The following is a 15333-nucleotide window of genomic DNA, read 5'->3' on the forward strand; positions in this document are numbered from 1 at the left end:
CCTAATCCTTTTTCTTCCAGTTTCCGGAAGCGGATTCGAAATATTCCCCTATTTCGACGGAACGATACCAGGTACGAAGTACGGATTCCTTCAGTTCGGATTTCTCCTTCTCCGTTAAGGAGGCATTCTTAGAGATCGCCTTTTTTAAATTCTCCCTGACGACTATCTCTCGGTTATCGTTCACGATCTTTACCAATTCCTCCAGGCGGGACCTGGTATTTACATCCAGCAACGCCTTCTCCATTCCCGCTTCCTTCAGTTTCGGATTGAGTCTTACTTTTCCGTCCAACCCCTCCGCAAGGACCCCCAAGGAGCGATAATCCCTTAATTCTTTGGCAAGATAGGCGAGCGTTCGAAGTGCTATGTATCTTACCTGGTCTTCGGGTCCGGAAAATTCCTCTTTAACCAGATCCCTCTCCCATATTTCCGAACCGGAAGAGGAAGTCTTAATGGAGGCGATAAGCCAGCCGTCCTTTTCCAGATTTCGATCCTCTCCGAGCATCTGCTTTTCGGCGGCGGTTTGGGTCTGGGTGAACGTGATAAGAGGCGCCTTGATCGTGCACGAAACGAAGAAGAATAAGATTGCAAAAAAGATGATTTTGTTTTTCGTAATATTCACGATTCGACCTATTTGTTGAAAGTTTCGATCTCGCTCTGAGCCCGTTTTAGGAAATTCGCCAAAGGCATCCTTTGCTGAGAGACCTGGTTATTTTCCAATTGGATCAAAGTCCCCAATACGGAACGTTTGAAAAGAATCACCGCATATACGAGCCCCTTGGAAAGCTCCAGTTCTATCTTGTCCACGGCGTAACTCCCGTAAATGAAATCGGTGAAAAGATTGGAAGGAGCGAATATATTGATGGCACTCTTTCCGAAATCGTTTCCGATCTGGTAAACGCTGAAGAATAGATTCAGATTCGGAATCGGATCCGCCAGATTTCTGCCCCAAAGATTCAGATCCGCCTTCACCTTACCGTCGTCTATCTTGGACTGGCTCTTAGCGGGGAGCAATTGCTTCAGATCTATATCCTTGACTCTCATAGAAGCGGCAAATTCCATCTTTTCCGGACTTCCGGAGCCGACATTTACGAGCACGTCTTTTCCCCAGACCTCTCCGTCCAATGTGAATACCTTAAGATAGTCCATCCGTAAATAATTTTCCGAGTAATCCAAATTGGCGGAAAGCCCGGGAGAATCCGATTTGGACTTAACGTATTCGAAAGGAGTACCTTTCAGGGAGGGATGAGTTCCTACAATATTACGAATCGTGAAATTCGGCTTGGGAATTCTGCCGTAATTCAGGACGAATTTTCTCTTATTGCCTTCGATCAGATTCTTTGTTTCCTTCACGGAAACGTCGTGAACGAAAGGAACATCGGCATTCAAACCGTCTATGCGATACAATTTGCATTCGTAGCCGGGGCATTGGTTATTCGAGACGAGTACGTCCGATTCTCTCGAGCCGAACTTTCCTTGGATGATATTTCCGTTCCAGGAAAACCCGAGACTCAGATCCCCCTTAAAGGAAAGCCCTTTGACCAAATTCGAATTCTCGGAGGAACGGAGACTGAAAGTTCCTTGTAAATCGGGTCGAAAATCTCCCAGGGCCGGAGGAGGATCTCCCGGCTTGGTTCGAACCAGATTTCCCTGGGAACGGAAGGAAAGTTTTCCCTGAAAGGCGCTTAGATCCAGGCGATCCAACTGGATTTTGGAACTGGGACTTCCGATCATCTTGAGCTTCACTCCCAATTTTCCGTCCCGGATCTCCATCCCCGGTATATCCAATCCCAAACTTCCCTGCAAATCCTGACTCGAATCTCCGATCGAATAATAAAAGTCTCCGACGAGTCCCAACTTATTTCCTATCTGGGTCCGGACGGGAATCAAGGATTCTCTCAAGCTCAATGGAAGTAGAGGGATTAGATTTCCCAGGTCTACGTTAAGATTCGCCTTTTTCAGATCCAAGACGAAGGGTTCTCCGAGTCCGATTACACCCGAGGTCTTTAAATGAGCGGCCCTCGCACCCTCCGGGGAACCAGCGCGAAGATCCAGATTTCCCACGGAAATCTCGGATAATCCCCATGGCTTTTTAGGAAAACGTAATATTGCCTGCAAATCCCCGTCCAAATGGATATTCGAGGAATTTCCCCTGCCCATGGGAAAACGGAAACCCTTGGCCTTTAATTTCAGATCGGAGAATAATTCCGAAAAATCCGGTCCGCGTAAATTCAAATCGGCACCGATTACTCCGGAATATCCGGAGAGATATTCCCCCAATCTGAAATTCTCCAAATGAAGATTGCAGGCAGGACCTACGGAACGGGAGTAATTCAAGTCCCCGCCGATTCGGATTTCGTTATATTCTATTTTTAAATTCTTTAATTTGGCCTCTTGCAACCAAGGAAGAGGAAATTTCGCGGAAGCTTCCTCCTTTTCCGAACGGATTCTCATATCCCAGTCCAGTTTCAGGACTGGAATCCTATGTCTGGATTTTCCGATCCGGAAATCCAAACCGTTCCCGCGAATTTCTCCCAGAACTCTCAGATTCGAAAAGGATCCTTCCGCGAGTACAGGAGCGAGACTGGCCTCTCCGGAAAGAGTGATATTGCCTATTCCCAGGCTGTGCAAAAAATCGGATACGGGAGAGAGACGGATCTTGGATCTTTGAATGCTGATATTCACGTCGGCGGACTTGGAATCGATGCCGCTTAACTTTCCTCCTCCTTCGAGCCAGGTATCTTCTCCCACCTTGAATTCCAAATTCTTGAGTAGTAGTTCCTTCTTCTTGGGAGAAAAATCCAAATCGTATCGGAAAGAAAATCCGAAAGGAGCGCCTAGTCTATTTGCGATACGCAACGGTATATTCTCCGAACCTATATCCATATGAGAATGGAAGGAATCCCCGTCCTGTACCTGCCTTTCCCAAATCCAAGTCAGACGGAAAGGATGGTCGAGACCCCTAGAAGAATCTTGGAATCGGATTCGAACCTTCTTCTCCGGGTTCAACCTCAGACCGAACTCGTCTATGAGATCCAAGGCGGAAAGGTCCAAAGGAATCTCGGTAAATCTCTTGGTGTCCAAAAGAAATCCCAGCTCCAATCCCTCCAAACCGGCGGAATAAGATTGGAATCCGTTCTCCGAGAGCACATCCAAAGAGATATCTTTCAGATCCAACTCTAAAAATCCGCTTATAGGCAAATAGGTCCGGATCTTGGTCAGAGGTTCCGTCGTCTCCGGCTCGGGCTCTTTCTTACCTGGAGGAAAAATCGAGGAGAAATTCCAATCCTTTCCCTTCTGGACTAGCTTCGCTTCCAGCCCGTGGACGAGAATCTTGGAAAGTTTGAGTCTACCTAAGAGAAGAAGAGGCAGGTTATAGGAAAATTCAAGCTTTCTAACCCGGAGTACCGGCTCTTTTCCCCATTCTTCCGTAGGTAGAATGGAGACCTCCGAGAGTTTGATTCCATAGAATAGGGAGAAGGAATCCACACTCGCCTTTGCGGTCCCCGTCAAGGAGGAGGCGCAAACCTTGTCGAATAGGATCTGTCCGGTGATCGAATTAAAGAGTAGATGGTAGAGAAGAAAAATCCCCGCCAGGATACCGAAGCGGAGCTTTCTCTTTTGAAAATACTGTAGAAAGTCGGAAGCCAACCGAAATACTTCAGGCTAGTATTCGAAAGACTCGATAGCCTCTTCCAGAGTTTTGTAGATTTCGAAAATACTTGCGAGCTTGGTAATCTCCATCAAGTTTTCGATATCGTTATTCAGGTTAGTAAATACCATTCTGCCTTTCAGGCCGTCGATATGTTTGTATATGTTCAGGAACATACCCAAGCCGGCGGAGTTGATGAAAGGGACCTTTTTTAGGTCGATGATAAATTTAGGAACGTCACCCTTCGAGATATACTCCTCGATTTTTTGACCAAGTTCGAATTCGTTCCCAGCTTTGATAGGACCTTCGATCTTGATGATGTGAACGTCGTTTTTCGTGGTGACTTTGATTTTCATAACCCTTTCTTGGATTTTTGTGCTTATATAAGATCTGCATTCCAGCCTCCTTGTAAAGCGCTTTTTTCCAAAATGCCTCCTGCGATTTCCTTCCTGGGTTGAAAAATACGGGGATGATTTGGGATTTCTCGACCGTTCGTCCAAGAGAAAACTAGTCGACATTTTGACCAAGCCGCGACAACGTACCAAGGTCAGCATGCCCTCCAAACCTCCTCTGCTTTCCCTAGTCATCCCCGTTTACAACGAGGAAAAAACCGTCCCGGAATTGATCAAAAGACTCCATAATCTTCTTCGCATCCTGAAGGAGAAAAGAAACTTCGGAAAAGAAGATATAGAGATCCTTTTCGTAAACGACGGATCCAGAGACGGAACCTTCGATATACTCAAAAAATACTGCGAGTCGGAACCCGGATTCTTCCTACTGAATCTTTCCAGAAATTACGGGCACCAACTCGCGATCACCGCCGGAATCGATTCGGCAAGAGGAGAAGCGGTAGCCGTAATGGACGGGGACTTACAGGATCCTCCCGAATTCGTCGCGGATCTATACGGTAAAATGGAGGAAGGCTACGACGTCGTTTATGCCAGACGTAGAAAGAGAGAGGGAGAATCCCTTTTCAAACTTCTGACCGCTCATGTATTTTATAGAATTCTCAAAAAAGTCACTCGTTTCGATATCCCTATCGATACCGGAGATTTCCGGATCATGTCCAGGAGAGTGACGGACGTATTGAACTCCATGCGAGAGCAGCATCGATATATCCGGGGACTCATCTCTTGGATCGGATTCAAGCAGACCGGATTGGAATACGACCGGGACGAAAGATTCGACGGAGAAACCAAATTCTCGGTCGCTAAGATGTTGAAATTCGCATTGGATGGGATCACTTCTTTTTCCTCGGCGCCTCTTAAACTTTCCTCGTATGTGGGATTCGCGTCCGCGTTCTTAGGCGCCATATATGCAATTTATGTGATATATCTTAAGTTATTCACGAATAGCACGATCCAAGGCTGGACTTCTCTGACCATCATAGTACTCGTGATGGGCGGGGTACAATTGATCGCACTCGGAATGATCGGAGAATATTTAAGTCGAGTAAACGACCAATCCAAGAATCGTCCCCTGTATGTGATCGAAAAAGTCTATTCCACATCCTCTAAGAAAAGTACGAAAAAATGAATCGTCTCTGGGACAAAATCTTAGGAAGCTTCGTAGTTATCGTAGTATTGGCTGCTGTCAGTCTTACGATGTGGAAGAATTGGCAAGCCTTCCAAAGCATCTGCCCCATCACGGATTTACTCACCTGGGACGAGAATATCCGCCTAAACGCGGTATACGACCAATACCAAGACCTGAGAGACGGAAAAATATGGAGAGGAATCCTCCCATTTTTGGAGGCGGCAACCTGGCCTCCTCTACGACCCATACTATCCTTGTTCCTACTTGCCAGCCCCGGAGAATGGCCGGTCACCTGGAAGGATTCTTTTCTGGGTTTGGTATTCTATGCGCTATGCTTTCCTTCCATCCTATATATAGTATATAGAATCACGGGTTCCCTACTATTCGCGGGACTGACTTCCTTATTCGTATTGGGTTTGTCCCTACACACCACGGAGACTCCCGCCTATAGCCTCTCTTCCATGCTGGAGACCCAAGGCATGTTCGTTCTTCTCTGGGTCTATTACGGATTGTATAAGCTTTACGATTCCGTAAAGGAAGTGCATCCCGGACAATCGATTCCGAATTTTTCCTCCACCACCCGAATCGTTTGTATTTCACTGATCGGTCTATTCTTCACTAAATATCCGTACGGACTCTTACTCTTCATCTCCATATTCGGCTACGACTTTATCTCACGTTTTCCGGAATGGATAGGCTTCATTCGCTTCGCGATCCGAAAACATTATCGGGGAATTAGACTTTTATTCTTCATATCGGTAGTCTTACTCGTATTATCCCTTCCCATTCTAAGAGTGGTTACCGATTGGAACCTGGACCAGAGATCCTTTAAGAAGGTGCTTTATTTTCTGACCGTGATCCTATTTCTGGACTTCAATTATTTCCTATTCCGCAACAGAAAGGAAATCTCCTCGGTCTCTCCCGCTTCTTTCCGGATTCTATATCTGTATGCGATCCTTCCCTGCTTTCTTTGGTTGTTCTCCAACCTGGATAGAGTGATGAGCCTTGTGAACGCTCAGATGATCGTGAACAAATTCGTAAGAAGCTTCATACTCAGCCTCTTCGAATCTCCCAGCGATAAGATTCCCGCGAGCCACGTATTTTCTGAGCCTTGGATTTTTAGGATCTTTTTCTTCGCGATCTGTTCCTATATCGTTTATTGGACATTTGCGGCAAGAAAACAAGGAATCCGAACCTCCGTCTCCGAGCCGACGACCGGTTGGTTGGACAAAAAGCTATCCCGACTCCAGGATCTTTGTTGGCCCAAAGTATTCAGAGATCCGCTCTTTGCAATTACCGCGATCGTCTTCCTGCAATACATAGTGATCGACGCAAGTACAGGTAACAAACAGCTGCGTCATGTGTTCTACCCCTTACCCGCTCTTCTTTCCATTCTAAGCTTATGGTTCTTTCGATGGATCGGAGAATCCCAAAATAAGGCTCGGATATTGCCTTTCACTATTTCTATCGCAATCCTATCCTGGACGATTTCCTTATTCTTCCGAGAAGGAGGACTTCTGAGCGATACGTATTTCAGAAGAAATGAATTCTGCCTGAAAGGATTCGATACGAAAGCTTTCCAGCCCGCTAGAGACTTTGCGACCAAGATCAGCTCCGAAGGACGTTATATAGCCTTTAACGCTTTCCATGAAGAGGAGAATTTTCAAACCCCGGGAAGAATACTCGCCTCCGAATTCGATCTGTTATTCCGTCAGGTAACCGTGGATAAAGGTAAGTACCGAAACGACAGCAAATATAAATGGAAAAACTGGGAAGAATTCGACAAAGCGCTGTATATAGGTCCTACATGCGAACTTCCCGCCAAATATTCCAAACGAATAGAAGAACAAGGGTATAGAATAGAACTTCTCCAGGAAATTAAGCACCCCAGCGGTCATTATTGCTTGGAAGAATTCCGTCTTATAGGAAAATAAACTCCGCCGCCGCGGTTTAAGCCCGCAGCCCGGTCCAGGAGGTTGCTTTTTCCGTGTATCATCCTTGGCTCTTACCGACGCTTTGGGCTGCCTTGCCTTCCGCATTTTTCCTATTCTTCGTTTATCTTTATCTCTATAAGGCGGAAGGACAAAAGGCGTTACTTGCCTGGACGATCTGCTGGTTCTTTCATATTCTCTCCTACCTCGGAAATATAGTTCAAATCTCCGGATGGGGGGATATCTACGTATTCTTTCCCACATATCTCGTGGATACCTTAAGAGCGGTATTCCAGTTCATAGGCTGTTATTATTTTCTGGGAAAATCGATTAACCGACCCATCATCTCCGCCTTCGTGGCATTCGGAATCTGGTCGATTATATTAGATATTTTTAAACTTTCCTCCCTGGAATTCATTTGGCCCATCTACCTTTTCTTAGGAGCGACCCAGATTTATACGGGAATCATCTTCCTGAGATCCAAGGATCTGCACGGAGGAAAAAAGATCGCAGGCTGGATCTTCATACTCTGGGGAATCCACGTATTGAATTATCCTTTCGTAAAAAGCATCCCGTCTCTCAGAGAATACGCGCATTTTGGATTTTTACTCGCAGGCTTTTTCAGATTCTCCTCCGCGATCGCGATTCTGATCGTATTCTTCGAGGAAACGAAACGGGCACTCTCCAAAACGGAAGAATATTCCAAAAAAATCGTCGAGACCACCCTGGAAGGAATTTGGCTTATAGATAAGGACCAAAAGACCGTATTTGCGAACGAGAGAATGGCCGCATTCTTCGGGATGAGCGAAAAGGAATTCTTAGAAAAGCCTTTCCATGAGTTCATACAACCGGGAAGAGAGGAAGCAACCCAGAAAAGACTGGAGGCCAGAAGAAAAGGATTGGGAGAAGTCTACGACTTCCATTTCAAAAATAAACGGGGAGAATCCGTTTGGCTACTCATGTCCACGAATCCCATTTTCGATTCGGAAGGAAATTACGAAGGGGCGCTTGCCATGTGCACGGATATCACCGCCTTCAAAAGGACGGAGAGCGCTCTAAAGGAAAGCGAGAGACAACTCTCCACTTTGATTCGAAATTTACCCGGGATCGCCTACCGTTGCGCTATGGATCGTGATTGGACCATGGAATTCATCAGCGAAGGATGTTTCGATCTTACAGGATATTCTCCTTCCGATTTCGTGGAAAATCGTACGATCGCATTCGGAGAGATCATATACGAAGAGGACCAAGACAGGGTTTACAATGAGGTGATCACCGCCATTCGGCAGAATCTACCCTATCGCCTGACCTATAGGCTCCGACATAGAAACGGAGAATTGCGCTGGGCCTTCGAACAGGGATCCGCTGTCAAAGGAGAGAATTCCGAAATCGTAGCATTGGAAGGTTTTATCAGCGATTTCACACAAGTGAAACTTGCCGAGGAGATCATGACCAATAGTTTACACGAGAAGGATGTGCTACTGAAGGAAGTCCATCACCGTGTTAAGAACTATCTGCAAGTATTATCCAGCCTATTGTCCATGCAACTCGATAGCCCGGACGCTTTGGACCCGGGCAGAGTACTCACCGAGTCCCAGAATAGAATCCTATCCATGGCCTATGTGCACGAATCTCTGTATGGAAAACGTCCGATCAGCGACGAATTCTTTCCGGAATTCGTGAGTAAGCTAGTAGACAATCTGCTCAGATCCTTCGGTTACGATAAGGAGGAGATCCGTATCTCCTTAAATTGCGAACCACTGCCCATCAGACAAAATTCCGCGATCCCGATCGGACTCATACTGAACGAATTGGTAACCAACGTATTAAAACACGCATTCTTATCTAAGACGAGCGAAGACGCAAAAACGTTGAATATCTCCCTTTATAGGGAGGATATTTGGATACATATAGACGTTTCGGATAACGGAATCGGAAAAAGATCCGAGAATCCGAAACCCAAGGATTCCATGGGTCTAGAATTAGTCGACCTACTGACCCGACAACTTAAAGGAAATGTGTTGGATCTATCCGAGCGAGGAGGAACCGTCACTCGCATCCGATTCCCGATCGTACAATGATTTAAGCGTTCCTCATCTCGGGAGTTTCCGAAATCCCCGTCGAGGAAGCAGATTCCGCCTCCCTGTGAGTCACCTCCCTGAAAGTGTCGAAGTATTTCTCGTGATTGGTCCCCATGATTCTATCCCAGATATTGAAATACAATCCGTAGTTGCAGTTAAAGTATTTATGGTGCATATTATGATGAGTGGTGGAGTTATGCAATCTCAGAACCTTATTCTCTATGAAACCCTTAGGAAAGAGCTCGAAGGATAAATGTCCTAACACGTTCAAAAAAGTACTATAAAAGAAGAATGTTACGAGAGCCGCGGTATGCAAGGGCAAGAACAGAACCGCCAGAGGAATGATTCCCGCTTCTACGACCGCTTCGTACGGATGAAAAGAGAAAGCCGCCCAAGGAGAAGGGTTCGTGGACTTATGATGGACCAAATGCATTCTCTTGAAAAGAAGAGGATGGTGCATGGCCCGATGGGTCCAATAAAAGTACGTATCGTGTAGGAAAATTAGGGCTACGATACTGAAGATGAGATAAGGAACCCCATAATCGCTCACCTTATCGTAGATGAAAGTCCATCCGTTCTTTTTCATCACATAGACGAGTATGCCGGAAGCCGCGAAGATAAAAAGGGTCAAAGCGGAATATTTAAGTTCGTGTAGGATCTTATCCTTTTCAGGAAGCTTTCCCTGAATGATCTTATGCTTCAGTTTATTTTTGAAAAGAATCCAAATGAAAACGTAAGCGAACCCAGCCATAAGCAGATATCGGATCCAAAGCGTGGCAAGGGTAAAAAAGTAGTAACCGTGGTAACCGATCTTATCGACCAATTCGTTCATCACATTCTCCTCTCTATATGGGACCCATTTTACACCATAAGAGGGATTCTCGTCGTCTCGGATCCCGAAAAGGACTAGCCGATTTCGAAATCGGCGCTGTTTTTAAACGCTTCCCTTTTGCCTCGGTTTCTTCTGAATTCGGTGGGAGTCACTCCGGTTAATTCTTTGAAGGCACGGTTAAAAGGCCCTAGGGACTGATACCCTAAATCCATCGCGACTCGGATGATCGGAATCTCGTCTTTTTCGGGCTCTAAGAGAATCTCGCAAGCTTCCTGGATTCTATATCGATTCAAAAAATCGGGAAAATTCCTGAAACCCATGGCCTGATTGATGAGACGTCTTAGTTTGTATTCCTGTACTTCCAAATCCTCCGCCAATTGTCCTATAGTCAGGCCTTCTTTGCGGTACAATTTTTCCTCTTCGAATGCGGAAACCAATTTCTTTCGAAGGACTGGATCGGCTGCGACGGTTTTTTCCTCCGGTTCAGAATCCTCGGGACGAGGATCCACTATACCTTCCTTCAATTCGAAGACAAGATACATGAAGGCGAGAATGAGCCCCCAAGCGAGAATCACATTGGCCAGATCCAAAATTTCGGAAAGAAGTTTGCCGCGTAGAATGAGATGCGAGAACATATTGAAGGTAATCACACTTCCGGTCATCAGGATATGCACTTCTCTAAGTCTACGTCTGGTTTCGATAAGATCGTCCTTTCTGCCCGAATAGATCCGGATGATCGCCGCGACCACGAACCCTAAGGATAAAAGAGTGGGAATAATGATATGAGCGAGAACCGTTTCGGAGGCGATCGGCCCTCTCATATTGATTAGGTCCAGAACCGGATACACGGACCAAGCCGAGACTCCTAGTTTTCCGAAGAGAAGAAACCAATGCCAAACCTTAGGAGTAAAATGGTCCTCGAAGATCGCTAGGCTTAACATCCAAAAAAAGAAGGGTAAACTAATCAATCCTGCGAATAGAAGGACCCGAACCTGATAAGGAATCGTAAAATTAGGATCCAATGATAGAATGATGTAGCAAATGATTCCGAGCGAGAATCCGGCGGCGATTCGGATTCTCAGATCGTAGTTGTATCTCCAGCCGAAAAGGCCGATGAGAAAAAGCAGATTCGATAAACAGAATAAATGTAATATGTCGGTGATCTGCGAGATCAAGGGAGTCGTTCCAGTTTTTCCAACTCTCTCCAAAAGTCCTTAGTTTGTAAACCAGGAAGAAATTTCCGAATCAGGCTCGGATCCACAAATCCGTCCTCTCTATCGATTTCCGCCTCGGGCAAAACGGGAATTTTTCCATGGTCCTCCAGAAAACGGAAAATCTCCAACCAGGTATGCCATTGATTATCGGCCAGAACGAATTCTCCGGGTAGATCCTCCCCCGGATAAGAGAGGAGGCCCCTCACCGCCTCGGCTATATCGTCCCCATGGATAAGATTTAATTGTCTTTTTGTCTTTTGGACCTTTCCTTTTCGGATCCAATCCGCGGGATTTCTATCCGGTCCGTAGATTCCGGATAAACGCAGAATCCTACCTCCGATTGAAAGAAACCTTTTCTCTATCGCAAATCTTTCATGTTCCGGATCCAAAGGAGTGGCTTCGGTAATCTCGGATCCGTTTCGAACATAGATACTAGTGGTACCCAGAAGCCAGAATCGTTTGGCCACCTTAGGTAAGACCTCCAACAATTCTTCCCTACTCGGAAGATTATGGATGGGGAAAGTCAGAATTAGAAAATCGAAGGGGGATCCTTCGAACTCCGATGAAAAGTTCCGAACGACTTCCGGATCGGAAAAGTCCGCCAATCTGGAATCCTGTTCCAGTGTATGACCCGAGAAAGCCAGGACATCGTGTTCTTTTTTCAGACTCCGGAAAATCCGACGACCTACGTACCCTAATCCTAGAACCGCGATCTTGTACACGGATTACTCCAATCCGAGTCTCTTATAGATAAGCCCCACCTTTTCCAGATAAGGAGAAATTTGGAAGATAGAATCTAAGTCCCCCGGTTTCAAAACCTTCTGGACCTTAGGATCCTGTGCCAATCTGTCCTTAAGATTCTGGGATTGATCCGCCCAAACCGCCATAGCATGTCCTTGGACGATCGCATAAGCGTCTTCTCTAGTGATTCCGCCTTTCTCGATCAAATGGAGCAAAACTTTTTGAGAGAAGATAAGTCCTCTTGTCACACCCAAGGTTCTTTCGATCGCATCCGGATAAACATGCAAGTTTTTCACTACGAAAAGCATCTTATCCAAAATGTATTCCAACGCGATGGTGGAATCCGGAATTACGATCCTTTCCGCGGAAGAATGGGAAATATCCCTCTCGTGCCAAAGGGCCACATTCTGTAGAGCGGTACTCACATTGGAGCGAATCACTCTGGAAATACCGGAAATTCTTTCGCAGATCACTGGATTTCTTTTATGAGGCATAGCGGAAGATCCTTTTTGGCCCGCAGCGAACGGCTCCTCCACTTCTCTTCCTTCGGTCTTTTGCAGGAGGCGAACCTCCGTAGCGAAACGATCCAGACTCGCAGCAGTCACGCCTAACGCGGACATATAAGACGCATGACGATCTCTGGATACCACCTGAGTGGCGATCGGATCCGGTTCGAGACCTAGCTTCTCGCAAACATAAGCCTCTATGTCCGGTTCTATGTTGGAGTAAGTTCCCACCGCTCCGGAAAGTTTTCCTACGGAAATTTCCTCCTTAGCGAGTTGCAAACGCACACGATTCCGTTTCATTTCCTCGTAGAATAATGCGAATTTCAAACCTAGAGTCATGGGCTCCGCGTGAATCCCATGGGATCTGCCGATACAAGGAAGGTTTCTATATTGCACCGCCTTTTCCTTGATGGCTTCTATCAACTGGTCCGTCTTTCTTAGAATCAGATCCATGGCTTGGACCATCTGAACGCAAAGCGCGGTATCGCCTATATCCGAGGAGGTCAATCCGTAATGCACATGACGGCCTGCGGGACCGATATATGAATTCATGTTTGTGAGAAACGCAATCACATCGTGATGCACCTTGGCTTCTATTTCCAAAATCTCGTCCACGTTGAATCTGGCCTTGGAACGGATCTCTTCGAAGTCCTCTTTCGGAACTTCCCCCTTCTTCATCCTTGCTTCCGTAGCTAGGATTTCGATCTCCTTCCAAATATTGAATTTATTCTCTAATTCCCAAATTCCGGCGATTTCCGGATTCGAATAACGATCGATCATTGCGATTCCCCGGGGAAAGGCCCCCTTAGATACGATTTTTTCACCTACCCGATCCGTAAACGGTTTTTGGACAAAGTAGTCCGGGCAAGCCGGCCCTCGAACGAGGGCCTGTAGGAGGTCCTACGACTCAAGCAGGCCGGTCTTATTGGAATCGGAAAGCTAAATGCGAATTTCGTGAGCCATACCGATTCAAAATATTCCCGGCAAAAGAAACGAAAACGCCAAGTCAGTTACAGAAAATGGACGAATAATGGCTCATATTTCGCGACCAAAACGATCGGTCAGGAAGAAATAATATCGGAAGGCCCCAAGAAAATTCAAAAACGGAAAAATAGAATTTTGGAATATATACTTGCAACGGGATTTTTTGCGGAGAAGTTCTCCACCAATTCCCCTTGACTCTCCCTTCCATTTTTGATCCAATTACCGCCACCACCTCATGAAAATCCCCTATAAGAAAGTCACCCATTACTGGAATTCCAAAAATGTATTACTCGTATCGTTGATAGCGATCGGGCTTACCGCTTATGTGTCTTTTGCGATCGGAGACAAGCCTTTGGTAAAGCATATCGAAGAAGTGGTGATCGTATGGAGCGCTTTCTTATTTCTATTCTTATGGTATGGACTGTATCATGGATATGCTTGGTTCCAGGGTTCGATAAAGGTGGAGTTTAAGAACTTCAGTTCGAGCGATATGCCTTCGGGAACTCCCGATATTCCGGACCTAGATGCCGGGGGAGAAATCGGATTTGCGGTTACGATCCTGGCCTTTCTTTCGTGGCTTCTATTTGCGGTGATTTTAGTGGCCGTCCTCACCTATCTAATTCCTTTCACCTGGATGGCAATCGTATTCGTCTTCTCCGTTTTGAATTGGATCTTTTATCATGCCCTCAGGCTCGTATTCATTCACTCCGGCAGGTGTCATGGAAATCTACCCAGGAGTCTTAGGATTTCTTCCATTTATACCTTGGCTTATACTCTCTGGTTGATCCTTCTCATTTACTATTATGATTTCCAGCATTCGGGTATATCGCAATAATAGCGTTATGAGTAGAGTGCATTCAAGATCGTGCAATTAAGTCATTTATCGGATTGTTTTCGACGGAATTCGTATTTCATATTCCTAATCGACGGTTTAGGAGCCCTCGTCTCCGCTTCGTTCTTGGGACTGGTTCTGGCGCAATTCGAAGCCTGGATCGGAGTTCCAACGGAAACACTGTATCTACTTGCCGTCGTCGCTTGCTTATTCTCCGCATATTCACTATTCTTTTATGCAAAGCGACCGGACAATTGGAGGATATATTTACGGATTATCGCGATCGCAAATCTGGTCTATTGCTTAGGAACTCTTTCGATTCTAGTATATTACAAAGAATCGATTCGTTTACTCGGAATTGTTTATTTCCTAGGAGAAAAAGCGATCGTAATCGCCCTGGCAAGTTTCGAGTTAAGACTTAGCAATCAAAAGTAGCGATTTAAAGAATTGCTTCCATACAGAATCCTGCAATAAGAATGTTCCTCGAACTCAGTTCGTTTTCCGAAGGAGACATGGCTGATCCTTCTCTGGCCGCTCTTTCAAGCCTAGGATTCTTTCCTCTTTTCTTTCGAGAAATGCAGGATAGCCGCCATTGCAGAGGAGATAAAAGCGGAAACAAGGGCAAAGAAGAGCAATAGAAAACTAAAGAGCAGAAATGCGGAATGCGAAGATTCTATCTCGCTTAACTCGTTTCGATCTGAAGCCGATTTAGATCTCGCAATCTCCTTGGTGACTTCGGAGAGTTTTTCCTCGGCAAAAGGGATCACCACAAACCAAAGATGAAGTGCCAAAAAAAGGAAGAGAGCGAATAAGAAAAAGAAGAATCGTCCATAAATTTCTCGGATCGATCCGGCGCCACGGATCCAGAAAAAGGAAACTATGGAAAGAAAAAACAGAGTCCCAAAGAAGCCGAACTTGATCCAAAATTCCGGCCAATTTAGCGGACTGAAAATCGCCATCCAAATAGAAAGAAGCCCCGAAAGAAAAATCGAACCGGAAACCGTAAGGATTCTATGAAAAAGATGTG

The 15333-nt window shown here is 45.8% G+C and carries 14 protein-coding genes; 7 read left to right on the forward strand and 7 right to left on the reverse strand.

The window, feature by feature from the left end:
• Window position 1: 1 nt before the first annotated feature.
• The 3 genes from LEP1GSC061_RS02500 to LEP1GSC061_RS02510 are packed head-to-tail and all read right to left on the reverse strand — an operon-like array spanning window position 2 to window position 4005.
• The gene (locus LEP1GSC061_RS02500; protein ID WP_040507641.1) at window positions 2–622 is read right to left on the reverse strand and encodes a hypothetical protein; all 621 of its coding nucleotides are present in this window, start codon (window positions 620–622) and stop codon (window positions 2–4) included.
• A gap of 5 nt (window positions 623–627) precedes the next feature.
• On the reverse strand, window positions 628–3648 hold the full coding sequence (locus LEP1GSC061_RS02505) for an LIC_11026 family protein (protein WP_016543713.1): 3021 nt from the start codon (window positions 3646–3648) through the stop codon (window positions 628–630).
• A 15-nt stretch (window positions 3649–3663) separates the two neighbouring features.
• Complete coding sequence (locus LEP1GSC061_RS02510) at window positions 3664–4005, reverse strand: STAS domain-containing protein (RefSeq protein WP_008594836.1); 342 nt, start codon at window positions 4003–4005, stop codon at window positions 3664–3666.
• A 196-nt stretch (window positions 4006–4201) separates the two neighbouring features.
• On the opposite strand from LEP1GSC061_RS02510, the gene LEP1GSC061_RS02515 reads away from it, so the two are divergent.
• From LEP1GSC061_RS02515 to LEP1GSC061_RS02525, 3 genes are read left to right on the forward strand one after another with little or no spacing between them, the layout of a single operon-like run.
• Entirely contained in the window at window positions 4202–5185 is a 984-nt protein-coding gene (locus LEP1GSC061_RS02515) for a glycosyltransferase family 2 protein (protein ID WP_016543632.1), read from the forward strand.
• A complete protein-coding gene (locus tag LEP1GSC061_RS02520; RefSeq protein ID WP_016544134.1) occupies window positions 5182–7119 on the forward strand; it encodes a hypothetical protein in 1938 nt (645 codons plus the stop codon). The genes LEP1GSC061_RS02515 and LEP1GSC061_RS02520 overlap by 4 nt, the downstream gene beginning before the upstream one ends.
• 53 nt (window positions 7120–7172) lie before the next feature.
• Complete coding sequence (locus tag LEP1GSC061_RS02525; RefSeq protein WP_016543442.1) at window positions 7173–9197, forward strand: PAS domain S-box protein; 2025 nt, start codon at window positions 7173–7175, stop codon at window positions 9195–9197.
• A 1-nt stretch (window position 9198) separates the two neighbouring features.
• On the opposite strand, the gene LEP1GSC061_RS02530 is transcribed toward LEP1GSC061_RS02525, so the two are convergent.
• The 4 genes from LEP1GSC061_RS02530 to purB all read right to left on the reverse strand — a co-directional run bounded on the left by LEP1GSC061_RS02530 (window position 9199) and on the right by purB (window position 13270).
• Complete coding sequence (locus LEP1GSC061_RS02530; RefSeq protein ID WP_016543838.1) at window positions 9199–10029, reverse strand: sterol desaturase family protein; 831 nt, start codon at window positions 10027–10029, stop codon at window positions 9199–9201.
• 74 nt (window positions 10030–10103) lie between these two features.
• Window positions 10104–11204: a helix-turn-helix transcriptional regulator gene (locus LEP1GSC061_RS02535; RefSeq protein WP_016544158.1), complete on the reverse strand. Its 1101-nt coding sequence runs from the start codon at window positions 11202–11204 to the stop codon at window positions 10104–10106.
• Window positions 11201–11965 carry a Rossmann-fold NAD(P)-binding domain-containing protein gene (locus LEP1GSC061_RS02540; RefSeq protein WP_016543710.1) on the reverse strand — a complete coding sequence of 255 codons (765 nt, stop codon included), beginning with the start codon at window positions 11963–11965 and terminating at the stop codon, window positions 11201–11203. The genes LEP1GSC061_RS02535 and LEP1GSC061_RS02540 overlap by 4 nt, the downstream gene beginning before the upstream one ends.
• Window positions 11966–11968: 3 nt before the next feature.
• A complete protein-coding gene (gene purB, locus LEP1GSC061_RS02545) occupies window positions 11969–13270 on the reverse strand; it encodes an adenylosuccinate lyase (protein ID WP_016543621.1) in 1302 nt (433 codons plus the stop codon).
• A gap of 439 nt (window positions 13271–13709) precedes the next feature.
• On the opposite strand from purB, the gene LEP1GSC061_RS02555 reads away from it, so the two are divergent.
• The 4 genes from LEP1GSC061_RS02555 to LEP1GSC061_RS21360 all read left to right on the forward strand — a co-directional run bounded on the left by LEP1GSC061_RS02555 (window position 13710) and on the right by LEP1GSC061_RS21360 (window position 15323).
• Window positions 13710–14309 (forward strand): hypothetical protein, encoded by a 600-nt coding sequence (locus tag LEP1GSC061_RS02555; RefSeq protein WP_016543976.1) that lies wholly within the window; start codon window positions 13710–13712, stop codon window positions 14307–14309.
• A gap of 30 nt (window positions 14310–14339) precedes the next feature.
• Window positions 14340–14741, forward strand: a complete 402-nt coding sequence (locus LEP1GSC061_RS02560; RefSeq protein ID WP_016543852.1) for a hypothetical protein — start codon at window positions 14340–14342, stop codon at window positions 14739–14741.
• Between the two features lie 77 nt (window positions 14742–14818).
• The gene (locus LEP1GSC061_RS21995; protein ID WP_269571781.1) at window positions 14819–14944 is read left to right on the forward strand and encodes a hypothetical protein; all 126 of its coding nucleotides are present in this window, start codon (window positions 14819–14821) and stop codon (window positions 14942–14944) included.
• A 241-nt stretch (window positions 14945–15185) separates the two neighbouring features.
• On the forward strand, window positions 15186–15323 hold the full coding sequence (locus tag LEP1GSC061_RS21360) for a hypothetical protein (protein WP_156844473.1): 138 nt from the start codon (window positions 15186–15188) through the stop codon (window positions 15321–15323).
• Window positions 15324–15333: the final 10 nt, after the last annotated feature.

The organism is Leptospira wolffii serovar Khorat str. Khorat-H2, assembly GCF_000306115.2.
Classification (GTDB): Bacteria; Spirochaetota; Leptospiria; order Leptospirales; family Leptospiraceae; genus Leptospira_B; species Leptospira_B wolffii.